A 23495-nucleotide genomic window follows, 5' to 3' on the forward strand; every position below is an offset into this window, starting at 1 on the left:
CTACCCGCCATGAAGCAAGATCCGCGTTTCCCCAAGCTGTACATCCTCGATCACCCGCTGATCCAGCACAAGCTCTCCCATATGCGCGACAAGGACACCTCCACGCGCACGTTCCGCGAGCTGCTGCGGGAGATCACGCTGCTGATGGGCTATGAAATCACGCGCGACCTGCCGCTGACCACGCGCCGCATCGAGACGCCCTTGGTGGGGCTGGACGCGCCGGTGATCGCCGGCAAGAAACTCACCATCGTGCCGGTGCTGCGCGCCGGCGTGGGCATGAGCGACGGCCTGGTCGAGCTGATTCCCTCGGCCCGCATCGGCCATATCGGTGTCTACCGCGACGACCAGCACCGCCCGGTGGAATACCTGGTGCGCCTGCCCGACGTGGAAGACCGCAGCTTCATCCTGTGCGACCCGATGGTCGCCACCGGCTACTCCGCCGCGCATGCGGTGGATGTGCTCAAGCGCCGCGGCGTCAAGGATGATGCGATTACGTTCGTGGCGCTGGTGGCAGCGCCGGAAGGCGTGGAGGTGTTTCAGAAGGCACATCCGGGCGTCAAGCTCTTCGTGGCTTCGCTGGACAGCCACCTGGACGAGCACGCGTACATCATCCCCGGCCTCGGCGACGCGGGCGACCGCCTGTTCGGCACCAAGAACTGAGTTTTACTGCCCGCCCCGGGGCCAATCCCAGAATCCGGACCCAGTACGGACGCTGTCTGCGCCCGGCTTGACCGGCCTCAATCTCCCTGGCCCCAGCTCTCCCTAGACTATCGGCAGAGGCACACCGGACGGTGTGCCTCACCTGACCTGGGAGACCCACATGGCAGCCTTGAAGATCCTGTTTTCGACCCCCACCGGGCTGATGAGCCTGGCCGTCATCGCTTTCATCATCGGCATGGGCTGGTTCTTCACCCGGCTGTTCCTGCGCAAGATGCGGGAAGACGAGGCAGCGGCGCAACGCCGCTAAGAGGCAAGTCCCGCCCGCCGGCGTTATCGCCGACGGACCGGCTGGCCGATACCATGCTGTGGCTAGGGGCGGCGCTCCTACTTCTTCTTGCCCGAGCCCAGCAAGCTGCCCAACACGCCGCGAATCAGCTCGCGCCCGACCTGCGAGCCTACCGTGCGCGCGGCTGACTTGGCCATCGACTCCAGGATGGAATCGCCGCGCCCGGTCTTGCCCGTGCCCTTGGTCAGCCCGCCGAAGATCTCGCCCGCCTGGTCCAGCCAGCCGCCGCCCTGCGCGGGCGGGGCTTCGGGCTGGCCGGCCGTGGGCACGGGCGCGGGTGCGCCACTGCCGCCAGCGGCGGGAGCAGACCCAGGCGCGGCGGCACGGCCCTTGAGCTTCTCATAAGCCGACTCACGATCGATGGTCTGCTCATAGGTGCCGGCCACCAGCGAGTTCGCCAGCAACTGTTTGCGCTCGTCGTCGGTGATCGGACCGATCCGGCTGCCGGGCGCCAGCACCCAGGCGCGCTCCGTGATGCCGGGGATGCCCTTGGCGTCCAGCAACGACACCAGCGCCTCGCCCACGCCGAGCTCCCCGATGGCCTTTTCCAGGTCGAGCCCCGGCTTGGCCCGCATGGTGGTGGCCGCCACCTTGACGGCCTTCTGGTCACGTGGCGTGAAGGCGCGCAGCGCGTGCTGCACGCGGTTGCCGAGCTGGCCCAGCACGGTATCGGGGATGTCGACAGGATTCTGCGTAACGAAATACACGCCAACGCCCTTGGAGCGGATCAGCCGCACCACCTGCTCGATCTTGTCGAGCAGGGCCTTGGGCGCGTCGTTGAACAGCAGGTGCGCCTCGTCGAAAAAGAACACCAGCTTGGGCTTGTCAAGATCGCCCGCCTCGGGCAGTTTCTCGAACAGTTCCGACAGCAGCCAAAGCAGGAAAGTGGCGTAGAGCTTGGGCGAATTCAGCAGCTTGTCGGCGGCCAGGATATTCACCACGCCCTGCCCGTTCTCGGTCTGGATGAAGTCGTCCAGGTTGAGCATGGGTTCGCCGAAGAACACGTCGGCGCCTTGCGACTCCAGCGCCATCAGCCCGCGCTGGATGGCCCCGATCGAGGCCGCGGAGATATTGCCGTATTCGGTGGTGAACTGCCCGGCGTTGTCGCCCACGTACTGCAGCATGGCGCGCAGGTCCTTGGCGTCGAGCAGCAGCAGCCCGTTAGCGTCGGCGATGCGGAAAACCAGGTTGAGCACGCCCTGCTGGGTGTCGTTGAGTTCCAGCATGCGCGACAGCAGCAGCGGCCCCATATGGGAGACCGTGGCGCGCACGGGATGGCCCTTTTGCCCGAACACATCCCACAGGGTGGTGGGGCAAGCGCCCCACACCGGCTCGGGCAGGCCGAGCTCGGCCAGCCGGGCCTTGAGCTTGTCGGAAAGCTTGCCCGGCTGGGAAATGCCGGTCAGGTCACCTTTGACGTCGGCCATGAAGACCGGCACGCCCAGCCGGGAGAAACCCTGGGCCAGGCTTTGCAAGGTCACGGTCTTGCCGGTGCCGGTGGCGCCGGTGATCAGGCCGTGCCGGTTGCCCATCTCGGGCAGCAGGGCAAGTTCCAGCTCGGCGTTCTTGGCGATGATGATGGGTTCGGCCATGGTCTCTCTGGTTGGCAAGCCGCGCGGCGCTTTCGCCGCGACCGTCCCCGCCCTTCCCCGCGGCTCCCGTGATCGGGAGGCCAGCGGCGGCGGGGCCGCGTGATAAAATGCTGGGCTGATTATGCCAGCCCCCGAGGCCGGCTCACAGACACATAAACCACCCGGCGCGCCGCCAGCGAGCACCCGTTGCCCGCCCGGCACAGCCGGCGCGCAAAGCCAAGGCGCGCGCGTCAAACATTTTCCGCTTCGGAGAGAACCATGGCCGGTCACTCAAAATGGGCCAATATCAAACACAAGAAGGCCGCGGCTGACTCCAAGCGCGGCAAGGTCTGGACCCGCCTGATCAAGGAAATCACCGTCGCCGCGAAGCTCGGCGGCGCTGATCCCGACTCCAACCCGCGCCTGCGCCTGTCCATGGACAAGGCAATGGATGCGAACATGCCCAAGGACAACATCCAGCGCGCCATCCAGCGCGGCGTGGGTGGCCTGGAAGGCGTCAACTACGAAGAAATCCGCTACGAGGGCTACGGCCTTGCCGGCGCGGCGATCATCGTCGACTGCCTGACCGACAACCGTACCCGTACCGTCGCCGAAGTGCGCCATGCCTTCTCCAAGAACGGCGGCAACATGGGTGCGGAAGGCTCCGTGGCGTTCATGTTCACCCATTGCGGCCAGTTCCTGTTTGCCCCCGGCACGCCCGAGGACAAGCTGATGGAAGCCGCGCTGGAAGCCGGCGCCGACGACGTGGTCACCAACGACGACGGCTCGATCGAAGTGCTGTGCCCGCCCAATGATTTCGGCACGGTCAAGGCCGCGCTGGAAGCCGCGGGCTTCAAGGCCGAGATGGCCGACGTCACGATGAAGCCGCAGAACGAAGTCAGCTTCGTCGGCGACGACGCCATCAAGATGCAAAAGCTGCTCGACGCCCTGGAAAACCTGGACGACGTGCAGGAAGTCTTCACCAACGCGGTGATCGAGGAGTAAGGCGCGGATCGGGTAAGACCTCGCCTCACGGCGGCAGCGCGGTTCGATGAGCCATGGCTGCCGCTTTTCGCATTTCGCATGCGTCATTTTTTCTGGCAGTAGATCATGAAAGTATTGGTTGTCGGCTCGGGTGGTCGTGAACACGCGATGGCCTGGAAATTGGCCCAGTCGCCCAAGGTGCAGGTGGTGTACGTGGCGCCGGGCAACGGCGGCACCGCGCTCGACAAGCGGCTGCAGAACGTTCCCCTGACCGATCCGGAAGTGCTCGCCGCCTTCGCCGAGCGCGAAGGCGTGAGCTTCACGGTGGTCGGCCCCGAGGCGCCGCTGGCGGCCGGCATCGTCGATATCTTCCGTGCCAAGGGCCTGCGCATCTTCGGCCCGACGCAGGCGGCAGCCCAGCTGGAATCCTCCAAGGATTTCGCCAAGGCCTTCATGCAGCGCCACGGCATCCCGACCGCCGCCTACCAGACCTTCAACGACGCCGCCGCCGCGCACGCGTATATCGATGCGCAAGGCGCGCCGATCGTGATCAAGGCCGACGGCCTGGCCGCCGGCAAGGGCGTGGTGGTTGCCGCCACGCTGGAAGAAGCGCACGCCGCGGTCGACATGATGCTGGCCGACAACCGCCTCGGCGACGCCGGCGCACGCGTGGTGATCGAGGAATTCCTCGAGGGCGAAGAAGCCAGCTTCATCGTGCTGGTAGACGGCAAGAACGTCCTGGCACTCGCCACCAGCCAGGACCACAAGCGCCTGCTCGATCACGACGCCGGCCCCAATACCGGCGGCATGGGCGCGTACTCGCCGGCCCCGGTGGTCACGCCCGCGCTGCATGCCCGCGCGCTGCGCGAGATCATCATGCCGACCGTGCGTGGCATGGAAAAAGACGGCATCACCTACACCGGCTTCCTCTATGCCGGCCTGATGATCGACAGCGAAAGCAACCTGAAGACGCTGGAGTTCAACTGCCGCATGGGCGACCCGGAAACCCAGCCGATCCTGGCGCGCCTGAAGACCGACCTGGTCGATGTGATGGAGCACGCCGTCAACGGCAAGCTCGACGAGATCGAACTGGACTGGGACCGCCGCACCGCGCTGGGCGTGGTGATGGCCGCCTTTGGCTATCCCGATGCGCCGCGCAAGGGCGATGCCATTACCGGCATCCCGGCCGAGACCGACGACAGCGTGACCTTCCACGCCGGCACCACGCTCACGGACGGCACGCTGCTGACCACGGGCGGCCGCGTATTGTGCGTGGTCGGGCTGGCCGATACCGTCAAGGCGGCACAGCGCGCGGCTTATGGCGCGGCCGAGAAGATCCACTTCGACGGCATGCAGTACCGTACCGACATCGGCTACCGAGCCATCAAACGGTAAGGGACCGAGCTGCCCATGGCGCGCCCTGTGGTGCTCGCCGTACCCATGTACGGCTGCGCTCCTCGGACCCGCCATGGGCAGCTCGCTCCGGTTTCTTCGCCTTTTACGGCGGTTCATGCTGAATTTGCCGAATCCGGCCAGGCGTTGCCTCAGCCAGTACAATCATGACATCGCTATGACGGCCGGGCAGGTTGACTGACCTGCCCGGCCGTCACCGCTCCGGCTCACCCGCCCGCATACCATGATCGATTCCCAGGCAGTCCGTGCCTATCTGCTCGGTCTGCAAGACCGTATCACCGACGCTGTCGCCGCCATCGACGGCAAGGCGTTTTCGACCGATGCCTGGGAGAAACCGCCCACCGAGCGCCTGCGCGGCAGCGGCCGCACCCGTATCCTGGAAGGCGGCGCCGTGATGGAGCGGGCCGGCGTGGGCTTCTCGCATGTGCGGGGCGATGCGCTGCCGCCATCGGCGACCGCCAACCGGCCGGAGCTCGCCGGGCGGGGCTTCGAGGCAATGGGCGTGTCGCTGGTGTTCCACCCGCGCAACCCCTTTGTCCCCACCGTGCATATGAACGTGCGCTGCCTGATGGCGGTGAAGGAAGGCGCCGAGCCGGTGTGGTGGTTCGGCGGCGGCATGGACCTGACGCCGTACTACGGCAACGCTGGTGACTGCGCACACTTCCACGCCACCTGCCGCGACGCCCTCGCCCCCTATGGCGATGACCTCTACCCGCGTTTCAAGCAATGGTGCGACGAGTATTTCTTCCTCAAGCACCGCGGCGAAGCGCGCGGCATTGGCGGCATCTTCTTCGATGACTTCTCCGCGCTCGGCTTCGAGCGCAGCTTTGCCATGATGCAATCGGTTGGCGACGCCTTCCTGGACGCCTACCTGCCGATCCTGCAGGCGCGCAAGGACACGGCTTACGGCGAGCGCGAGCGCGAGTTCCAGGCCTACCGGCGCGGCCGCTATGTCGAGTTCAACCTGGTGTTCGACCGCGGCACGCACTTCGGGCTGCAATCGGGCGGCCGCAGCGAGTCGATCCTGATGTCGATGCCGCCGCTGGCCAGCTGGCGCTACGACTGGCAGCCGGAACCGGGCAGCGCGGAGGCCGCGCTGTACACGGACTTCCTGCCCGTGCGCGAGTGGGCCTGACGGCAACCCCATGGCACACGACATCGCACGATCGCTCACCGCCAACGCGGCAGACGCAGCAGGCTCGACCAAGAGCAAGCGCCCCTACCGCCTCGGCATTCTCGGCGGCACCTTCGATCCGCCCCACATCGGCCACGTGGCGCTCGCCCGCCTCTGCATCGAACATCTCGAACTCGACGAGCTGGTCTGGATCCCGACCGGCCAATCGTGGCAAAAGGGCGACGACGTCACCCCTGCAGCCGACCGCCTCGCCATGACCGAACTGGCCGCGCAGGCATTGTCCGACACCCGCGCGCTGGTCCATGCCAGCCGCATGGAAGTCGACCGCGCCRGCCCCAGCTACACCGTGGATACCGTGCATGAACTGCGCGAGCACTATGGCCCCGATGCCTCGCTGGCGTGGCTCATGGGCGCCGACCAGTTGCTGCGCCTGCACACCTGGCATGGCTGGCAAGAACTGTTCGCGCACGTCCATCTTTGCGTGGCGACGCGGCCCGGTTTCGACCTCGCGGAACTGGACGGTCCGGTGCGCCAGGAGCTCGCGCAACGGCGTGCGTCCACCGACCTGATACAATCCATGCCCTCCGGCCGCATGTGGATCGACCAGACGCTCGCCGTCGACCTCTCCTCCACCGCCCTACGCCAACGCCTGGCTGCCGGACAACCGGCAGATGACCAGCTGCCGTCCGGCGTGGCACACTACATCGCGAGCCGCGGCCTGTATCGGCCGACGCAGTCGGATCTGCCCATCCCGGCCCGCCCCCAAACCGATCTCAGCTGAACTGAAAAAAAGCACCATGGATATTCGCAAACTGCAACGCGCCATCGTCGACGGCCTCGAAGATGTCAAAGCGCAGGACATCAAGGTGTACGACACCACCCACCTGACTGAGCTGTTCGACCGGGTGGTGATCGCCAGCGGGAGCTCGAACCGCCAGACCAAGGCGCTGGCCGCCTCGGTCCGCGATACCGTCAAGGAAGCCGGCGGCCATATCGTTGCGGTGGAAGGGCTGGAAACGGGCGAATGGGTGCTGGTCGACTGCGGCGACGCCGTCGTCCACATCATGCAGCCGCAGCTGCGCATGTACTACAACCTGGAAGAACTCTGGGGTGACAAGCCGGTACGCCTGAAGCTGTCCACGGCCAAGAAGGGCCTGGCCAAGGCCAGCGAGCCGATCGACGGCGAAGATGAAGACGACGCCCCGGTCGTGCGCACCGCGCGCCGCGCCACCGGCCTGCGCCCGGCATTGGCCCGTCTGCCCGAAGGCATGAAAGAGCCTTCGCCGCCGCTTGGCCACGAAGATACGGACCCGGACGCCATCGCCACCAACCGCGCCCCGACCGTGCAAAAACGCCTGACTAGCGCGCTGGGCTCGGCACCGGCACGCAAGGCACCGGCCAAGACGGCCGCGCCGCGCAAGACCGCAGCCGGCACCGGCGTGGCACGCAAGACCGCCACCAAGACGGCTGCGACCAAGACTGCCGCCAAGGCGCCGGCCAAGACGGCGGCCGCCAAGGCACCGGTCGCGCGCAAGCGCACCACCCGCTCGGCCTGAGCCGGACCGGTCCGCTTCCCGCCATGCAGTTGCTGATCGTGGCCGTTGGCCACAAGATGCCCGGCTGGATCGAAACCGGATTCGCGGAGTACGCGAAGCGCATGCCGCCCGAGCTGCGCATCGAGCTGCGCGAGATCAAGCCCGAGACGCGCTCGTCGAGCAATAACGCCACCACCGTGATGCAACGCGAGGCGGCCCGCATCGAGGCAGCGCTGCCCAAGCAATGCCGCATCGTGGCGCTGGACGAGCGCGGGCGCGACCTCACCACGGTGCAGCTCGCCACCCAGCTGGGCGACTGGCAGCGCGAAGGCGGCGATGTCGCCTTCCTGATCGGCGGCGCCGACGGCCTCGATCCCGCCCTGAAGGCTCGCGCGCAAACCCTGCTGCGCCTGTCCAGCCTGACCATGCCGCATGGCATGGTGCGCGTGCTGCTGGCTGAGCAGCTCTATCGCGCCTGGTCGGTCACGCAGAACCACCCCTACCACCGCGCCTGAAACCAGGCGCGCCCGTGTCGCGCACCGGGCGAGGCCAAGGGTACAATGCGACCGAAGCGGCGCATGCGCTGCAGCCGCATTTGGCATGCCCTACCCCCACTGCCCTGCCGTGACCCATACCTTCCTCTATCTCGCCTCCCAGAGCCCGCGCCGGCGCGAGTTGCTGACCCAGCTTGGCGTTGCCTACGAACTGCTGCTGGCCGACGACGACGAAAACGCCGAGGCGCTGGAAGTCGTGCTGCCGGGTGAAAGCCCGGACGACTACGTGCAGCGCGTATGCGCGCTCAAGGCCGAAGCCGCGCTGCGCCGGCGCGAGCGGCGCGCCCTGCCCGACGCCCCCATCCTGACCTCGGACACCACCGTCTGCCTGGACGGCGAAATCCTCGGCAAGCCCGCCGACGATGCCGATGCCGCCCGCATGCTGGGCGCCCTGTCCGGGCGCACCCACCGCGTGCTGACCGCGGTAACCGTGGTTTGCGCGCTCGGTCAGCGCCACGCGCTGTCGGTTTCCGAGGTGAGCTTTCGCACCATGACCGCCGACGAGATTGCCGCCTACGTTGCCAGTGGTGAACCGGCCGGCAAGGCCGGTGCCTATGGCATCCAGGGCCGCGCCGCCGAGTTCGTCGAGCGAATCGACGGCAGCTATTCGGGTATCATGGGTTTGCCCCTGTTCGAGACGGCTTCGCTGCTCAGACAGGCCCATCTGCGGTTCTGAAAACCCCGCCGCCGCCCATCCGCTCGCGCTTCAAGCTGCTGCCACCCTGGCCACGGCAGCGCCCGCGGGAAGCATGGCAGCACACTGCGGACAACCACCTGGCCGGTCAGCCGGCGACGAGTTTCATCCACTATGACTGAAGACATCCTCGTCAACATCACACCGCAGGAAACACGCGTGGCCATCGTGCAGCAGGCCGCCGTGCAGGAACTCCACGTCGAGCGCACGCTGTCGCGCGGGCTCGTCGGCAATATCTACCTCGGCAAGGTCGTGCGCGTGCTGCCCGGCATGCAGTCCGCCTTCATCGATATCGGGCTGGAGCGTGCCGCCTTCCTCCACGTCGCCGACATCTGGCACCCGCGCGACCCGGACAAGAACGCCAACGCCGCGCCGCTTGCCATCGAGAAGACACTCTACGAAGGCCAGGCCCTGATGGTCCAGGTCATCAAGGACCCGATCGGCACCAAGGGCGCGCGGCTGTCCACGCAGGTCAGCATTGCCGGGCGCACCCTGGTCTACCTGCCGCAGGACCCGCACATCGGCATCTCCCAGCGCATCGAGGGCGAGGTCGACCGCGAAGCCCTGCGCGCCCGCGTGCAAGGGCTGGTACCGGCAGATGAGCGCGGCGGCTTCATCGTGCGCACCATCGCCGAGGAATCCAGCAACGAAGAACTCGGCAACGACATTGCCTACCTGCGCAAGATCTGGGCTTCGATCCGCCAGAACGCCACCACGCTGCCCGCACCCAACCTGCTTTACCAGGACCTCAACCTGGCCCAGCGCGTGCTGCGCGACTTCGTCAACGATGCCACCAACGTGATCCAGGTGGACTCGCGCGAGAACTTCCAGAAGCTGGTCGAGTTCGCCCAGGAGTACACCCCCGCGGTGCTGCCACGCTTGTCTCACTACACCGGCGAGCGCCCCGTCTTCGACCTCTTCAATATCGACGCCGAGATCGAGAAGGCGCTGTCGCGCCGGGTCGACCTGAAGTCCGGCGGCTACCTGATGATCGACCAGACGGAGGCCATGACCACCATCGACGTCAACACCGGTGGCTACGTCGGCGCGCGCAACTTCGACGACACGATCTTCAAGACCAACCTGGAAGCGGCGCATACGATTGCGCGCCAGCTGCGGCTGCGCAACCTGGGCGGCATCATCATCATCGATTTCATCGATATGGAAAACACCGAGCACCGCGACCAGGTGCTCTCGGAACTCAAGCGCGCGCTGTCGCGCGACCGCACCCGCATCACCGTCAACAGCTTCTCGCAGCTCGGGCTGGTGGAGATGACCCGCAAGCGCACGCGCGAGTCTCTCGCGCACGTGCTGTGCGAGCAGTGCCCCGTGTGCACGGGCAAGGGCCAGGTCAAGACGCCGCGCACGGTCTGCTACGACATCCTGCGCGAGATCATGCGCGAATCGCGCCAGTTCAACCCGCGTGAGTTCCGCATCCTTGGCTCGCAGCACGTGATCGATTTGTTCCTGGAGGAAGAAAGCCAGCATCTGGCCATGCTCGGCGACTTCATCGGCAAGCCAATCTCGCTGCAGGTGGAATCGACGTTCCACCAGGAACAGTACGACATCATTTTGATGTGATCAGGAACGGCATCAGGCACCCTCATTCAGGAATCCCCGGATCAAGCGCACCAGGTTGTCCTCCAGTTCAGGATCGGCCAGCAAGGTTTCGTCCGCCGCCAGCGCGCTGCGCATCACACCCATGACGGCCTGCGTCAGGACGAAGGCGGCCATCGGCCGCATGACAAGCGCGCGGTTCTCGGCGTCCACGGCGTGGCCCGAACTGAGCCACTGCGCGACCTGCGCCGCGGAGCCTTCCAGCGCCTGCCTGCTGCCCGAGGCCAGCGCTACCTCCAGCAAGAGCTTGCGCACGCGGTGACGGCCGCCAAATGCACTTAGCAATGCACGCACCAATAGCCTGGCGCGCGCCGTGGGGGCGGGCGTGCCGGGCGTGCTGAGCAAGAGGCCCAGGCGCCCCATCACGCTCTCGATCTCCCGGCGCCCCAGTGCTTCCATCACTTCCTGCTTGTTCGAGAAATACTGGTAGAGCGTGCCGATGCTGATGCCGGCCACCTCGGCGATCCGGTTGGTGCTCAAACTCTCCAGCCCCTCCTTGTCCAGGAGGCGGATGGTCGACTCAAATATGAGTTCCAGCTTCTCCAGGGACCGCGCTTGCATCGGCCGGCGCCGCTTCGGACCGTTGTCTTCAGGGGTTTGCAAGGTCATGGCGTGGACTCCGGAACGCGAGTAAGCAAACCTGATACTAGCTCATATAATCATCCGCATACTATCCCCTTCATGCTCCGGGAGCGGTCATGACCCGTCTGGAAATCCTTCAGCTCTATGCCTTGCCGGTGGTGGTCGGCGCGTCCCTGATGGAAGCGCTGGTGCTGCACTGGCGCAAGCCCGGCACGTTCGACTGGCACGAGGCGTGGCTGTCGCTGGTAGACCTGGCCGGGCGCAAGATCCTGGTCTTCCTGCCCTTGTCGCTGGCGGCGCCCATATTCGCGCTAGCCTGGGAACACCGCTTGCAAACCATCGTGCTCAACAGCTGGCTACTGGGCGTGGCCTTGTTCATCGGCCAGGAGTTCTGCTACTACTGGTACCATCGCGCGGCGCACCGCGTGCGCTTCTTCTGGGCCACGCACGCCGTCCATCACTCGCCTAACCAGCTCACCTTGTCGACGGCTTACCGCCTTGGCTGGACCGGCAAGCTGACAGGCACCACGCTGTTTTTCACGCCCCTGGTGTGGCTGGGCTTTCCGCCCGAGGTGGTGATCGCGACCTTGTCGCTGAACCTGCTCTATCAATTCTGGATTCACGCGACCTGGATCCCGCGGCTCGGCTGGCTGGAATATGTCCTGAATACGCCGTCCGCGCATCGGGTTCATCACGCCGCCAATATCGAATACCTGGATGCCAACTTCGGCGGTGTGCTGATCGTCTTCGACAGGCTCTTCGGCACCTACGTGGCAGAGCGCGACGACGTGCCGTGCCGCTATGGGCTGGTCACCCCGATGCGCTCGCGCAATCCGCTGCGTGTCGAGTTCCAGCAGTGGCTCGACCTTGGACAGGACCTGGCGCAAGCACGCAGCCTGGGTGCGATGCTCGGCTTTCTCTTCCTGCCGCCCGGCTGGCGCCCCGACGGACAGGGCCACACCACTGAAGCGCTTCGCCGTCAGCTCGCGCTTGCCGGTCCCCTTGCCTCGGAGGGCAGCGGCGCCGCGCCGAAGTAGCGAGAGCGGTGCGCGTCCGCACGCTTTCCTCTCGCCTTCCTTGCCCCATCCTCTATAAATATGGAGACAGGTGGCCGCATTCAGATTGCCTCGCGGGCACCGGGCGCAAGGAGTCACCATGAAGAAGAAGCGCTTGCTGTTGTGGCCGGTAGCTGCCGCATTGGCGGCATGCACGGTGACATTGCCTCCCCCCTCCCCGCCGGCTGCGCGCGTACCCGAGACAAAAAAGGCCCCCGCCCCCGTGGCGCGGGAACGCCCCACGCCTATTCCCCCTCACGACATCGATATCGCCGCCGATTGCCAGCGCACGGAGGAAGACGGCTTTCGCGAGGATGCCCATATGCGGGTGGCCAGCAACGATGTGCGCAGCCTGAGCTGGAAGCTGTGGGTGGGCCGGCATGGCTCCTGCCACTTCGATCTCACCGAGTTCCGCCAGGTGCGCAAGACCCCGCATATCGAACTGCAGGCGATCGATGGCAGCGGCTGCACGCTGATGGTCTGGCAGGACCCGCGGCGCGTCACGCTGGCTCATGCGCATTGCGAGCAGCATTGCACCCCGGGTATCTACGAGCAGGCGTGGCCGGTGCTGTTCGATCCGCGCAGCGGCACATGCGCGCAGATCCGCTAGCGCTGCCGGGCTGTTGACGGCAAGCGCGGCTCAGCGCTCGCGCAGGCGCGCGGCCGCGCGCGTCAGCGGCTTGGCCAGCACGGTGGTGGCCAGCGCCATCAGCAGCAGGCCGGAGAAGGCCGTCATGCCGATCAGCCCGGCCTCGAACAAGATTCCCAGCACGACCACTTCCATCAGCCCCTTGGTCTGGACCAGCGCGCCCAGCATCCAGGCCTCGCGCCGTGGCAGGCCGGCCAGGCGCGCCGGCAATGCGGTTCCGACCACCTTGCCGGCCACCGCGACCATGGTGCTCAGGCCGAACACCAAAAGCGTCGCCTGACCGCCGATGGCGATGTCGGTACGCAGCCCGGTCATCAGGAAAAAGAACGGCATCAGGACCACCACGGTGGCGGGCTCGAGCTGGCGCCGGAGCTCGCCGGCCGCATCGCGCGGCAGCACGACGCCAGCGAGAAAACCACCGAGGATGTAGTGCAGGCCAATCGATTCGGAAATCAGCGCCGAGCCGAAGATCAGCACCGCGACCAGCGCCAGGCGCGCGTCGTTGGCGGCCATCCGCGGCAGCATGCGCGCCAGCAGCGGGCGCACCAGCCACAGCATCGCACCGACGTAGGCAAGGCCCAGGCAAGCCAGCCGCAGGAAGTCATAGGTGGAGGAGCGGCCCGCGCTGGCGAGAATGGCCGACAGCACCAGCCAGATGGCCGCATCGCTGAAGGCGGCGCAGCCGACCGCCAGCTGGCCGGGCACGGAGTCGGACAGCTTCATTTCCCGCAGGATGGCCCCCAGTACCGGCAGCGCCGTCACCGCCATGGAAACCCCCACGGCGAAAGCGAATTGCCAGGCGGATGCCGCATGCCCTACGGCACCCGGCGTGGCATAGGCCAGCCAGGCGCCGGCTGCCGTGCCGAGCGCGAACGGCACCAGCACGCTGCCCAGCGCGGCCGCCATCGCTATGCGCCGTATCCCTGGCTGCTGCGCGCCGCTGATGTGCAAGCCGGAGAGAAAGGCAAACAGCACCACCGCCAGCCATTGCAGCCCGGAGAGCGCGGATAGCTGCGCCGGCCCGAACAGGGCCTGCCAGCCTTGCGGCCACAGCGCGCCAAGCAGGGACGGCCCAAGCAGGATGCCGCCCACGATCTGCATGGCCACTAGCGGCACGATGCTGCCGATGCGCAGCCCGCGCCACAGGATGAACGGTGTACCGACCACCAGGCAGGCCTGGGCAAAGAAGAGCGAGACGGGATTCAAGGCGACGGGCAGATCGAGAGAAATGGAACAAGGAGGTGGGCGCGCCGGGCGCCCACCGGGTGTGCATCCAGAGGCGCTACTTAGCCTTCGGCACGCGCCCCATCAGGTAGAACTCTTCGTTCGGCCGCATGCTGATGGTGTTCGCCATGCGGTTGGACAGGCCGAAGAAGGCGGTGATGGCCGCGATATCCCAGGCGTCCTCGTGGCTGAACCCATGCTTGGCCAACGCCGCGAAATCGGCATCGCCAACCTCGGCCGAGGCCTCGCAGACCTTGAGGGCGAAGTCGAGCATGGCGCGCTGGCGCGGCGTGATGTCGGCCTTGCGGTAGTTGACGGCCACCTGGTCGGCCAGCGTCGGCTTTTTCTCGTAGATGCGCAGGATGGCGCCGTGCGCCACCACGCAGTACAGGCACTGGTTGGCGCCCGAAGTGGCTACCACGATCATCTCGCGCTCGCCCTTGGAGAGGCCGCCCTCCTTGAGCATCAGCGCGTCGTGGTAGGCAAAGAAGGCGCGGAACTCATCCGGCCGGTGGGCCAGCGTCAGGAACACGTTCGGCACGAAGCCGGCCTTGTCCTGGACTTCCAGGATGCGAGCCCGGATGTCCTCGGGCAGGTCAGCGATGGCGGGAACCGGGTAACGGCTCAGTGGCGGCGATGCGGTCATCGTGGTCTCCTTCGGGGGTGCGCCCCTCTTTGCACTGCGCATGAACCGCCCGCGCTAGCTGCCGCGGGCAGCGGGAATCTGGCCGGCTGCGCCGGCTTACTGGGTGGCGAACTGGATCCTGTGCAGCCCGGCGTAGAGTCCCTCGGCCGAGAGCAGTTCGTCGTGGGTGCCATGCTCCGCCACCCGCCCGTGGTCGAGCACCACGATGCGATCGGCGTTCTCGATGGTGGACAGGCGGTGTGCGATGACCAGCGTGGTTCGGCCAACCATCAGGGCTTCCAGTGCGGCCTGCACCTGGCGCTCCGATTCGGAGTCGAGCGCCGAGGTCGCTTCGTCGAGAATCAGGATCGGCGCGTCCTTGTACAGCGCGCGCGCGATCGCCATGCGCTGGCGCTGCCCGCCGGACAGCTTCATGCCGTTGTCGCCGATATTGGTCTCGAGCCCTTGCGGCAGTCCCTTGATCACATCGGTCAGGTAAGCGGCGGCAAGCGCGCGCTCGACGCGCGCCATGTCGATTTCGGCCGCCGGATGCACGCCATAGGCCACGTTGGCGGCAACCGTGTCGTTGAACAGCACCACGTCCTGGCTGACAAAGGCAATCTGGCGGCGCAGGTCATGCAGCGAGAACGCGTCGATGGTCTTTCCGTCCAGCAGGATGCGGCCCTCGGTCGGGTCGAAGAAGCGCGGCACCAGGTTGACCAGCGTGGTCTTGCCGCTGCCCGACGGCCCCACCAGCGCCACGACTTCACCGGCGCTGACGTTGAAGTTGATGTTGTCCAATGCCGGGCGGGCGGCCTCGCCGTAGCGGAAGCCCACCTTCTCGAACACCAGTTCGCCACGCGCGCGCTCGAGCGGCAGGCCGCCGTCCTGCGGCTCGATCGGCTCGTCGATCAGTCCGAAGATCATCTCGGCCGCGGTCAGGCCGCGCTGCAGCGGCTGGTTCAGGTCGGTCAGGTGCTTGAGCGGCGAGACCAGCAGCAGCATCGCCATCACAAAGCCGGTGAAGCTGCCCACCGTGGTGTGGTTGGTCTGCGACTGGATCATCGCTATGGTGAGGATGACAGACAGCGCCAGCGCCGCCAGGAATGCCGTGACGGGCTGGTTCAGCCCGCCTGCCACCGCCATGCGCATGGAATAGCCACGCAGGCGCTCGGCCATGGCCGCGAAACGCGACGTCTCATAAGCCTCGCCGCCATGCAGCTTGACCACCTTGTAGCCACCAGCGGCCTCCTCGACCACGTAGGCCGCGGTGTTGGTCAGCGCCTGGTGATCGCGATTAAGGCGCCGCAGACGGCGATTGACCTTGGCCATGACGAAACCGATCACCGGCAGGATCACCGCCACCACCAGCGTCAGGCTCCAGTTGGTATAGAACAGGTAGACCAGCAGCGCCAACACGGTGAGCGAATCGCGCACCAGGGTGATCAGCACGCCGGTCAGGATCTGCATGACCTGGTTGACCTCGAAGATCACCGCATTGATCAGCGAGGCCGCAGTATTGCGGTGGTAGAACAGCGCGGGCGCATGCAGCATGCGCTCGAACATCTGCATACGCATTTTCAGCAGCACCCGGTTGGAGATCAGGGCTAGCAGGTAGCCGGAGGCGAACTGCGCCACCCCGCGTATCAGTGCCACGCCAACCAGCAGGGCCGGCACGTGCCAGAGCTTGCCGGCATATGCGCCGCCGAAACCGTTGTCGAGCAGGTCATTGACGACCTTGGGCATGATCCCTTCGGCGCCAGCCACAGCCGCCATCGCGATAATGGCAACGATGAAGACGCGCATTTCCGGACGCAGGTAGGACCAGACTCGCTTCAGGGTGTCGGCTTCCTGTGCCGGGGGCGCATTTTGTTCTTGGACTTTCACGTTTTCTCCACCCCGTCGGCGCGGGGATACTTTGCTTGTACCGCGGCCAGCCCGAGCAACAGCCCGATGATGCCGGCATAAAAAACAATATTTGCCTGGTGCGCCATCGTCACCTGGGTCAGGCCGCTGATCAGGCTGGCCATGACGACGCCGATGCCGGAAGCGCACACGCTGACCCCAAGTGAATTGGCATTGCGGCAGCATACGCGCAGCAGCCGCCAGAACAGGACGCCAGGAACCAGGAACAAGCCCAGCAATGCCAGCATGCCTGGCATGCCCATTGTCGCTGCCGCCTCGAGCACATCGTTGTGCGCATGCTCAAGAGTGCAAACGTCAGACGACCCATGCTCCTTGCAGAAGATGGAAGCTTGGGGAATCCGCGCGAACTGTCCGACCCCGACGCCAAGCCAGGGATGCAAGTGGATCGATTCCACCGCCATTTGCCAGAGCTTCAGCCGTGCCCCTACCGAAGTCTCGGTATTCCCCTGCTGGAACTGCTCCCACTGTCCCCGCACAAGGTCAACCCGCTGCGCGACGGGGCTGCCAGGCGCCAGATAGAGTCCCGCAGCCAAGGCAGCGATGAGCGCCACGGCGCCAAAGAACTTCGCCGGCCTCATGCTCGGGTAACGAACAAAGAGCAGCGGGATCATCGTGATACACAATGCCAGCCACGCTCCGCGCGTGCCATTCACAATCAGCACCAAACCGGCGAGCGCCAGATCCAGCCAGGCAAGCAGATGCGCGTTGCGGCTGATCCCAGGCCGCACGAAACCAATCAACCCCAATGCGGCAACCATGTTCCCAAACGCGATGGCCTGGGTCCAGGCCGACGGCCGTGGATCGTCGAGAACCCAGCGCTGGAACAGGACAATCACCAGGCTCATCGCCAAAGCGATTGTGATGCCACTCCAGAGCCGCCGCGGGTCTGGCGCGAGCTTGAGGATAACCAGGCATGTCACCAACAACAGGAGAATGCGAGAAGGGTTATCCATCACGTTCCAGGGGACGAGGAAATAGAGCTTGGAACCCAGGAAGACAAGCACCAAAGCTAGAATAGCGAGCCCGATGGGGTACAGCGTGGCGCGATACTGCGCAAACATGGGCCCCAAGCCGCGATGGACAATCAGCGCCAGCAGCAAGATAGCGCCCAGGAAAATACCGGCGCCTTTCGGCACGCAGAGCAGCAGGATTGGAAATGCCAGAACTAGCGCATTGGTAAAAGCAGTCACTTTTCCGGCACGAAACATCATAAACAAGCTCTATGAAAATCTCAGTCGTACTGATTACAAAAAACGAGGCACACAACATCCGGGAGTGCCTGGAAAGCGTGTCCTGGTGCGACCGCGCGATTATAGTGGATTCAGGTAGCCGGGACGGCACGGTCGAGCTGGCCCGGAGCCTGGGCGCGGAGGTCTTCGAAACCGAGCACTGGCCTGGCTTCGGCGCCCAGAAAAACCTGGCGCTATCCAAGGCCAACGGCGACTGGATCTTCTCCATCGACGCGGACGAACGGGTCACCCCCGAGCTGCGCGACGAGATTCTCGCCGCAGTGGCGTCTGGCCAGTCCGATGCGTACGAGGTACCTAGGCTGTCGCGCTTTTGCGGCCGCTTCATCCGCCACGGCGGCTGGTACCCCGACTACGTCACACGGCTGTTCCGCCGTGGTCACGCCCGCTTCACCGACGATCTCGTACATGAGCGCGTGATAGCCGATGCACCAGTTGGCAGGCTCAATTCGCCGTTGCTGCATTACACCTACGACGATTTCTCGCAGGTGCTGCAAAAGATCGACAAATACTCCAGCCTCGGCGCCCAGCAGGGCTTCGCGCGCGGCAAGACGGCGTCGCCCGCCAGCGCCGTGCTGCATGGCGCCTGGGCGTTCCTGCGCACCTACCTGCTGCGCCGCGGTTTCCTGGACGGCGCGCAGGGGCTCGGTGTGGCGCTGATGAATGGCCAGGCCAGCTACTACAAGTACATCAAGCTATGGTACCTGCAGCAGGAGAGCGAGCAGCAGGCGCCCCCACGGTAGGGGCTGCCGCCCCTGCCTGAGGCAAGCCCAGCAAGTCCTCGACGCAAGCGCTGAAGGCCGCCGAGGTGGGGCCAAAGCCCATCTGCTCGATGTGGACGGCCGCATAGGCCAGCAGCCGGGCGCGCAGCGGCGCGTCCTCGAGCCCGCGACGAATCGCCTCCGCCAGCGCGGGCACATCGCCAACCGGCGTCAGCAGGCCGGCCTTGCCTTCGGCCAGGATCTCGCGCGGGCCCACCGGGCAATTGGTGCTCACCACCAACTGGCCCAGCGCCATGCCTTCAAGAAGCACATTGGGCAGCCCTTCCATCTTGGAGCTGAACGCCATCAGCCGCGCATGATGGATCCATGCATAAGGATTGGCCTGAAAACCGGCAAAGCTGACACGCTCGCTGATGCCGAGCTCGCGCGCGAGCGCTTCGAGCCGGCCGCGCGAAGCGCCGTCGCCCACCAGCACCAGCCGCTCGCACAAGCCCGTGCCCCTGACCAGCGCCGCGTAGGCCCGCAGCAGCGTGGTGAAATCCTTCTGGCTTTCTTCCAGCCGCCCCACCGAAACAATGTAGGGATGCGCCGGCGGCGTGAACGGCGCCTTGCCGAGCGCGCGGATGCGATCGAGGTCGGTAGCGTTGTACAGGCGGATGAATTTGTCGGCGGCCTCGGGAATCAGCGCCCGCGCGTCAGCCAGCATGCTGTCGTTGAGCACCACGATGCGGTCATAGTGCTCGCGGCACTGGCGTCGCAGCTTGCGCAGCTTGCGGCGGTTCTCGCGCTCCAGGTGTGCCACGCTGAAATGCTGGTAGCCGATCATCGGGACCGGCAGGCGACCGGTCAGCCGCGACAGCGACATGTCGTAGTCGATCACCAGGTCATAGTTCCGCGCGATGCCGCGAAAGCGCCGGTTGACCAGCGGCTTGCGCAGCGGCGGCAACAGCACTTCCTCGTATATCTTGCCCAACGGGCCCAGCTTGCCGGCTTTCTTCAATTGCCGGCAGCGCGAGAGCCAGGCCTCCGGCGCGAGGATATGGATCTTGACGTCCGGCGGCAGCATGGCGCGGAAATGCGTTTCCAGCGCYTCGGTCGGATAGGTCAGCGTCAGGCCGATCTCGAAGCGCTCTCGATCCAGCGAGGCCAGCAGCGACACCAGCGAGGTCTCGATGCCGCCGCGCAGGAAGTGGGTCAGGTGGAAGAGGATGCGTTGCTTGGCCATGCGGGGCTTGTGTAATCCATGAAAAGACGGGATGGACGGCAGCAATGCCGGTCGGGGCGGCGCCATGCCGGTACCGCCCCGCCGGCAAGCCCCGGGTCAGCCGTAGAGCATGCGGACGTTCTCGCCGGACAGGGCCGCGCGGAAGCTTGCCAGGGCATCGTCGGATGGCGTGACCAGCCACTGCCGCCCCAGTTCCGCCTCGCAGCGAGCGCCGGTGGTGGCGTAACTCACGCGCACCGGCACGCCTGGCGCATTGGCCACACTCGCCAGGTAGGGCGTGAGCAACTCGCGCAGCAGTTCCGTGGAAGCATTGCCGTTGAACGCCAGGCCGACCGCCTCGGCGTACTTGGCGCGCGCCGCCACCAGGTCCATCACCGATTCAGCGGTGAAGCGCACGCCACCGGTAAAGGTGTCGTGACGGGCGTTGCCTTGCACGATCACCATCTCGTCCTCGCGGAACATATGGCGGTTGGCATCGAACAATTCGTTGAACACCGTCATCTCGACCTGCCCGGTACCGTCGTCAAGCAAGACAATCAGCATCTTGCCGCGCTGCGTCATCTGGGTGCGCATGCCGGTGATGACACCAGCGATGACCTTGCCACGCACGTCGCGGCCGTAGCCGCCGCCATTGCCTTGCACTTCCTTTTCCAGGCCGGCCAGCGTGCCCTTGAGGAAGCGGCCGACTTCGTCCCGGTAGGCGTCGAACAGGTGGCCGGAGAAGTAGTAGCCCAGCGCCTGCTTTTCTTCCTGCAGCATGCGCTTGGGCGCCCAGGCCGGCTCGTCAACCAGCGCGGGGCGGTGCGATTCGCCGGCGTCGGCCATCAGGTCAAACAGCGACACCTGGTTGGCCGACTCGGCCTTCTGCTCGGCGGCTTCCATGGCACGCGACACCGAGGCCAGCAACTGGCCGCGATTGGCGTTGAGGCTGTCGAAGGCGCCGGCGCGAATCAGCGCCTCGATGGTGCGGCGGTTGACCTGGCGGCGGTCAACGCGCTCGCAGAAATCGAACAGGTCGGCGAAGGGCTTTTCCTCGCGGGCGCGCAGGATGTCCTCGATGGCGCCCTGCCCCGAGCCCTTGATGCCGCCAAGGCCGTAGCGGATGGTCTTGGCATCGGTCGGCGCGAAGCGGTATTCGCTGGCGTTGACGTCAGGCGGCAGCACCTGGAGCTTGTTGAGCTTGCAATCGTCAAAGAGGATCTTGACCTTGTCGGTGTCGTCCATGGCGAGCGACATATTCGCTGCCATGAACGCGGCTGGGTGGTGCGCCTTGAGCCAGGCCGTGTAGTAGGCCAGCAATGCGTAAGCGGCCGCGTGCGATTTGTTGAAGCCGTAGCCCGCGAACTTTTCCATCAGGTCGAAGGTGTCGTCCGCCTTCTCGGCGGTCAGGCCGTTCTTGGCCGCACCCTCGCGGAACAGCTCGCGGTGCTGGGCCATTTCCTCGGCCTTCTTCTTGCCCATGGCGCGGCGCAGCAAGTCGGCGCCGCCCAGCGAGTAGCCGCCGATGATCTGCGCCATCTGCATCACCTGCTCCTGGTAGACCATGATGCCATAGGTCTCCTTGAGCACCGGCTCGACGCGCGGGTCCGGGTACTCCACCTTCTCGCGGCCGTGCTTACGGGCGCAGAAGCTGGGGATCAGGTCCATCGGGCCCGGGCGGTAGAGTGCCACCAGCGCGATGATGTCCTCAAAGCGGTCAGGCTTGGCGTCCTTCAGCATGCCCTGCATGCCGCGGCTTTCCAGCTGGAACACGGCGACCGTGTTGGCCGTCTTGAGGATGTCGAATGCCTTGCTGTCGTCGAGCGGGATGTGGCTGCAGTTCCAGTCCGCCATGGACGGATCGAGCCTGCGGATATAGCGCTCGGCCCAGTCCAGGATGGTCAGCGTGGTCAGGCCCAAGAAGTCGAACTTGACCAGGCCGGCGGCTTCCACGTCGTCCTTGTCGTACTGGCTGACCACACCGCTCATGCCGTCGTTTTGCGCACCCTGGGTGTAGAGCGGGCAGAAATCCGTCAGCTTGCCCGGGGCGATCAGCACGCCGCCGGCGTGCATGCCGACGTTACGGGTCATGCCTTCCACGCGCTGTGCCAGCTCGAGCAGCTGGCGCACTTCTTCTTCGTTCTTCTCGCGCTCGGTCAGGAGCGGCTCTTCCTTCTTGGCTTCCTCGATGGTGACGAGCTTGCCCGGCTTGAAAGGAATCAGCTTGGCGATGCCGTCGACAAAGCCATAGCCCAGGTCGAGCACGCGGCCCACGTCGCGCACCGCGGCCTTAGCGGCCATGGTGCCGAAGGTGGCGATCTGCGATACCGCGGCGTGGCCGTACTTCTCCTTCACGTACGTGATAACGCGATCGCGTCCCTGCTGGCAGAAGTCGATGTCGAAGTCAGGCATCGAAACCCGTTCCGGGTTCAGGAACCGCTCGAACAGCAGCGCGTACTTGAGCGGGTCCAGATCGGTAATACCGAGCGCATAGGCCACCAGCGAACCAGCGCCGGAGCCCCGTCCCGGCCCGACCGGCACGCCGTTGTTCTTAGCCCAGTTGATAAAGTCCGCCACGATCAGGAAGTAGCCGGGGAAGCCCATCTTGATGATGGTGCCGGTCTCGAACTCCAGCCTCGCGTAGTACTCGGGGCGCTTGGCCTCGCGCAAGGCTTCGTCGGGGAACAGCACCGTCATGCGCTTTTCCAGGCCTTCCTTGGCCAGGTGCACGAGGTAGTCGTCGAGCGACATGCCGTCGGGCGTTGGAAACAGCGGCAGGCGCGGCTTGCCCAGTTCCAGCGTCAGGTTGCAGCGGCGCGCAATCTGCACCGCGTTTTCCAGCGCGGACGGGATGTCGGCGAACAGCGCGCACATCTCGTCCTGGGTCTTGAAATACTGGTCGGTGGTGAAGCGCCGCACGCGGCGGGGGTTCGCCAGCAACTCCCCTTCGGCGATGCAGGTGCGAGCCTCGTGCGCGGTGAAATCGTCGGGCGTCATGAACTGCACCGGGTGCGTCGCCACCACCGGCAAGCCCATCCTGGCCGCCAGCTGCACCGCCTGCTGCACATAGGCATCGGTACCGGGCAGGCCTGCGCGCTGCAGCTCGATATAGAAGCGCTGCGGGAACACCTTTGCCCAATGCGCGGCGGCCTGCGCCGCGGCCGCATCGTTGCCATTGGCCAGCGCCATGCCGATGTCGCCGCCCATCGCGCCAGACAGCGCAATCAGGCCGGTGGCCAGTGGCTGGCCCTCTTCGCCGGCTTCGTCGAACCAGGCAGGGTCGATCTCGGCGCGGCCGCGGTACTGGTTGGAAAGCCACGCGCGCGACAGCAGCACGCAGAGATTGAGGTAGCCAATCCGGTCCCGGACCAGCAGCAGCAAGCGCGTCGGCTTGTCGCGATCGTCGGCGTTAGTCAGCCAGACGTCGGCGCCGACCACGGGCTTGACGCCGCCGCCGCGCGCTTCCTTGTAGAAGCGGATCAGGCCGAAGGCATTGGCCAGGTCGGTCAGGGCGAGTGCGCCCATGCCATCGGCGGCCGCAGCCTTGACGGCATCGTCCAGGCGCACGATGCCGTCGACGACGGAGTATTCGGAATGAAGACGGAGATGAACGAAGCGAGGTGCAGACATGGCCGTAATTGTACCGGCTCGGCATGTCCGCGCCTGCCTTCTTTGCGCTACGTGCCCGACGGCAAGACTGAGCCAGGCGCTCGGAAAAGCCCGGCAGGAAGCCTGCGAGGCGCTATAATTTC

The 23495-nt window shown here is 65.8% G+C and carries 21 protein-coding genes; 13 read left to right on the forward strand and 8 right to left on the reverse strand.

Translation table 11 applies throughout. The annotated features are described in order from the left end of the window. The first annotated feature begins 9 nt into the window (after window positions 1–9). Window positions 10–660: a uracil phosphoribosyltransferase gene (upp, locus tag AC1DQR_RS25750; protein WP_416047882.1), complete on the forward strand. Its 651-nt coding sequence runs from the start codon at window positions 10–12 to the stop codon at window positions 658–660. A gap of 160 nt (window positions 661–820) precedes the next feature. Further along, window positions 821–967: a DUF3149 domain-containing protein gene (locus AC1DQR_RS25755; RefSeq protein ID WP_006158366.1), complete on the forward strand. Its 147-nt coding sequence runs from the start codon at window positions 821–823 to the stop codon at window positions 965–967. Window positions 968–1044: 77 nt separating this feature from the next. Here AC1DQR_RS25755 and AC1DQR_RS25760 read toward each other — a convergent pair whose 3' ends face one another. Beyond that, on the reverse strand, window positions 1045–2598 hold the full coding sequence (locus AC1DQR_RS25760; protein WP_416047881.1) for a helicase HerA-like C-terminal domain-containing protein: 1554 nt from the start codon (window positions 2596–2598) through the stop codon (window positions 1045–1047). Between the two features lie 258 nt (window positions 2599–2856). Between AC1DQR_RS25760 and AC1DQR_RS25765 the strand changes: the two genes are divergently transcribed. From AC1DQR_RS25765 to rng, 8 genes are all read left to right on the forward strand, one after another. After that, window positions 2857–3582 carry a YebC/PmpR family DNA-binding transcriptional regulator gene (locus tag AC1DQR_RS25765; RefSeq protein WP_416047880.1) on the forward strand — a complete coding sequence of 242 codons (726 nt, stop codon included), beginning with the start codon at window positions 2857–2859 and terminating at the stop codon, window positions 3580–3582. A 105-nt stretch (window positions 3583–3687) separates the two neighbouring features. After that, on the forward strand, window positions 3688–4956 hold the full coding sequence (gene purD, locus AC1DQR_RS25770) for a phosphoribosylamine--glycine ligase (RefSeq protein ID WP_477134028.1): 1269 nt from the start codon (window positions 3688–3690) through the stop codon (window positions 4954–4956). A gap of 241 nt (window positions 4957–5197) precedes the next feature. Then, entirely contained in the window at window positions 5198–6109 is a 912-nt protein-coding gene (hemF, locus tag AC1DQR_RS25775) for an oxygen-dependent coproporphyrinogen oxidase (RefSeq protein WP_174423134.1), read from the forward strand. A 10-nt stretch (window positions 6110–6119) separates the two neighbouring features. Beyond that, the gene (locus AC1DQR_RS25780) at window positions 6120–6890 is read left to right on the forward strand and encodes a nicotinate-nucleotide adenylyltransferase (protein ID WP_477134029.1); all 771 of its coding nucleotides are present in this window, start codon (window positions 6120–6122) and stop codon (window positions 6888–6890) included. Window positions 6891–6906: 16 nt separating this feature from the next. Then, window positions 6907–7665 carry a ribosome silencing factor gene (gene rsfS / locus AC1DQR_RS25785; RefSeq protein WP_183036055.1) on the forward strand — a complete coding sequence of 253 codons (759 nt, stop codon included), beginning with the start codon at window positions 6907–6909 and terminating at the stop codon, window positions 7663–7665. 23 nt (window positions 7666–7688) lie between these two features. Next, a complete protein-coding gene (gene rlmH, locus AC1DQR_RS25790) occupies window positions 7689–8159 on the forward strand; it encodes a 23S rRNA (pseudouridine(1915)-N(3))-methyltransferase RlmH (RefSeq protein ID WP_477134030.1) in 471 nt (156 codons plus the stop codon). A gap of 85 nt (window positions 8160–8244) precedes the next feature. After that, window positions 8245–8874, forward strand: coding sequence for a Maf family protein (locus tag AC1DQR_RS25795; protein WP_416047877.1), 630 nt, complete (start codon window positions 8245–8247; stop codon window positions 8872–8874). Between the two features lie 132 nt (window positions 8875–9006). Then, window positions 9007–10473 (forward strand): ribonuclease G, encoded by a 1467-nt coding sequence (gene rng, locus AC1DQR_RS25800; RefSeq protein ID WP_043344550.1) that lies wholly within the window; start codon window positions 9007–9009, stop codon window positions 10471–10473. A 12-nt stretch (window positions 10474–10485) separates the two neighbouring features. On the opposite strand, the gene AC1DQR_RS25805 is transcribed toward rng, so the two are convergent. Continuing rightward, window positions 10486–11118 carry a TetR/AcrR family transcriptional regulator gene (locus tag AC1DQR_RS25805; RefSeq protein WP_477134031.1) on the reverse strand — a complete coding sequence of 211 codons (633 nt, stop codon included), beginning with the start codon at window positions 11116–11118 and terminating at the stop codon, window positions 10486–10488. Window positions 11119–11207: 89 nt separating this feature from the next. Here AC1DQR_RS25805 and AC1DQR_RS25810 point away from each other — a divergent pair, with 89 nt between their 5' ends. Further along, window positions 11208–12128, forward strand: coding sequence for a sterol desaturase family protein (locus AC1DQR_RS25810; protein WP_416047875.1), 921 nt, complete (start codon window positions 11208–11210; stop codon window positions 12126–12128). A gap of 118 nt (window positions 12129–12246) precedes the next feature. Further along, complete coding sequence (locus AC1DQR_RS25815) at window positions 12247–12756, forward strand: hypothetical protein (protein ID WP_477134032.1); 510 nt, start codon at window positions 12247–12249, stop codon at window positions 12754–12756. Between the two features lie 30 nt (window positions 12757–12786). Here the strand turns inward: AC1DQR_RS25815 and AC1DQR_RS25820 are convergent, their stop codons facing one another. From AC1DQR_RS25820 to AC1DQR_RS25835, 4 genes are all read right to left on the reverse strand, one after another. After that, a complete protein-coding gene (locus tag AC1DQR_RS25820; protein WP_416047873.1) occupies window positions 12787–14001 on the reverse strand; it encodes a cation:proton antiporter in 1215 nt (404 codons plus the stop codon). A gap of 76 nt (window positions 14002–14077) precedes the next feature. Continuing rightward, window positions 14078–14665: a peroxidase-related enzyme gene (locus tag AC1DQR_RS25825; RefSeq protein WP_309408146.1), complete on the reverse strand. Its 588-nt coding sequence runs from the start codon at window positions 14663–14665 to the stop codon at window positions 14078–14080. A 96-nt stretch (window positions 14666–14761) separates the two neighbouring features. Further along, window positions 14762–16531 (reverse strand): lipid A export permease/ATP-binding protein MsbA, encoded by a 1770-nt coding sequence (msbA, locus tag AC1DQR_RS25830; RefSeq protein ID WP_416047872.1) that lies wholly within the window; start codon window positions 16529–16531, stop codon window positions 14762–14764. Beyond that, the gene (locus AC1DQR_RS25835) at window positions 16528–17781 is read right to left on the reverse strand and encodes an O-antigen ligase family protein (RefSeq protein WP_477134033.1); all 1254 of its coding nucleotides are present in this window, start codon (window positions 17779–17781) and stop codon (window positions 16528–16530) included. Before AC1DQR_RS25835 ends, msbA begins: the two co-directional genes overlap by 4 nt. 11 nt (window positions 17782–17792) lie before the next feature. Between AC1DQR_RS25835 and AC1DQR_RS25840 the strand changes: the two genes are divergently transcribed. Continuing rightward, the gene (locus AC1DQR_RS25840) at window positions 17793–18560 is read left to right on the forward strand and encodes a glycosyltransferase family 2 protein (protein WP_477134034.1); all 768 of its coding nucleotides are present in this window, start codon (window positions 17793–17795) and stop codon (window positions 18558–18560) included. Here the strand turns inward: AC1DQR_RS25840 and AC1DQR_RS25845 are convergent. Both AC1DQR_RS25845 and dnaE read right to left on the reverse strand, forming a co-directional pair. Beyond that, window positions 18508–19764 carry a glycosyltransferase gene (locus tag AC1DQR_RS25845; protein WP_416047869.1) on the reverse strand — a complete coding sequence of 419 codons (1257 nt, stop codon included), beginning with the start codon at window positions 19762–19764 and terminating at the stop codon, window positions 18508–18510. The genes AC1DQR_RS25840 and AC1DQR_RS25845 overlap by 53 nt on opposite strands. 96 nt (window positions 19765–19860) lie before the next feature. Next, window positions 19861–23373, reverse strand: a complete 3513-nt coding sequence (gene dnaE, locus AC1DQR_RS25850; RefSeq protein ID WP_416047868.1) for a DNA polymerase III subunit alpha — start codon at window positions 23371–23373, stop codon at window positions 19861–19863. Between the last annotated feature and the right edge of the window lie 122 nt (window positions 23374–23495).

It is taken from the genome of Cupriavidus sp. 05L411 (assembly GCF_056398045.1).

Excerpts from the sequence above, each read along its gene's own strand:
- upp (WP_416047882.1), top strand. The coding sequence starts at position 10 with ATGAAGCAAGATCCGCGTTTCCCCAAGCTGTACATCCTCGATCACCCG.
- AC1DQR_RS25755 (WP_006158366.1), top strand. The coding sequence starts at position 821 with ATGGCAGCCTTGAAGATCCTGTTTTCGACCCCCACCGGGCTGATGAGC.
- AC1DQR_RS25760 (WP_416047881.1), bottom strand. The coding sequence starts at position 2,598 with ATGGCCGAACCCATCATCATCGCCAAGAACGCCGAGCTGGAACTTGCC.
- AC1DQR_RS25765 (WP_416047880.1), top strand. The coding sequence starts at position 2,857 with ATGGCCGGTCACTCAAAATGGGCCAATATCAAACACAAGAAGGCCGCG.
- purD (WP_477134028.1), top strand. The coding sequence starts at position 3,688 with ATGAAAGTATTGGTTGTCGGCTCGGGTGGTCGTGAACACGCGATGGCC.
- hemF (WP_174423134.1), top strand. The coding sequence starts at position 5,198 with ATGATCGATTCCCAGGCAGTCCGTGCCTATCTGCTCGGTCTGCAAGAC.
- rsfS (WP_183036055.1), top strand. The coding sequence starts at position 6,907 with ATGGATATTCGCAAACTGCAACGCGCCATCGTCGACGGCCTCGAAGAT.
- rlmH (WP_477134030.1), top strand. The coding sequence starts at position 7,689 with ATGCAGTTGCTGATCGTGGCCGTTGGCCACAAGATGCCCGGCTGGATC.
- AC1DQR_RS25795 (WP_416047877.1), top strand. The coding sequence starts at position 8,245 with ATGCCCTACCCCCACTGCCCTGCCGTGACCCATACCTTCCTCTATCTC.
- rng (WP_043344550.1), top strand. The coding sequence starts at position 9,007 with ATGACTGAAGACATCCTCGTCAACATCACACCGCAGGAAACACGCGTG.
- AC1DQR_RS25805 (WP_477134031.1), bottom strand. The coding sequence starts at position 11,118 with ATGACCTTGCAAACCCCTGAAGACAACGGTCCGAAGCGGCGCCGGCCG.
- AC1DQR_RS25810 (WP_416047875.1), top strand. The coding sequence starts at position 11,208 with ATGACCCGTCTGGAAATCCTTCAGCTCTATGCCTTGCCGGTGGTGGTC.
- AC1DQR_RS25815 (WP_477134032.1), top strand. The coding sequence starts at position 12,247 with ATGAAGAAGAAGCGCTTGCTGTTGTGGCCGGTAGCTGCCGCATTGGCG.
- AC1DQR_RS25825 (WP_309408146.1), bottom strand. The coding sequence starts at position 14,665 with ATGACCGCATCGCCGCCACTGAGCCGTTACCCGGTTCCCGCCATCGCT.
- AC1DQR_RS25835 (WP_477134033.1), bottom strand. The coding sequence starts at position 17,781 with ATGATGTTTCGTGCCGGAAAAGTGACTGCTTTTACCAATGCGCTAGTT.
- AC1DQR_RS25840 (WP_477134034.1), top strand. The coding sequence starts at position 17,793 with ATGAAAATCTCAGTCGTACTGATTACAAAAAACGAGGCACACAACATC.
- dnaE (WP_416047868.1), bottom strand. The coding sequence starts at position 23,373 with ATGTCTGCACCTCGCTTCGTTCATCTCCGTCTTCATTCCGAATACTCC.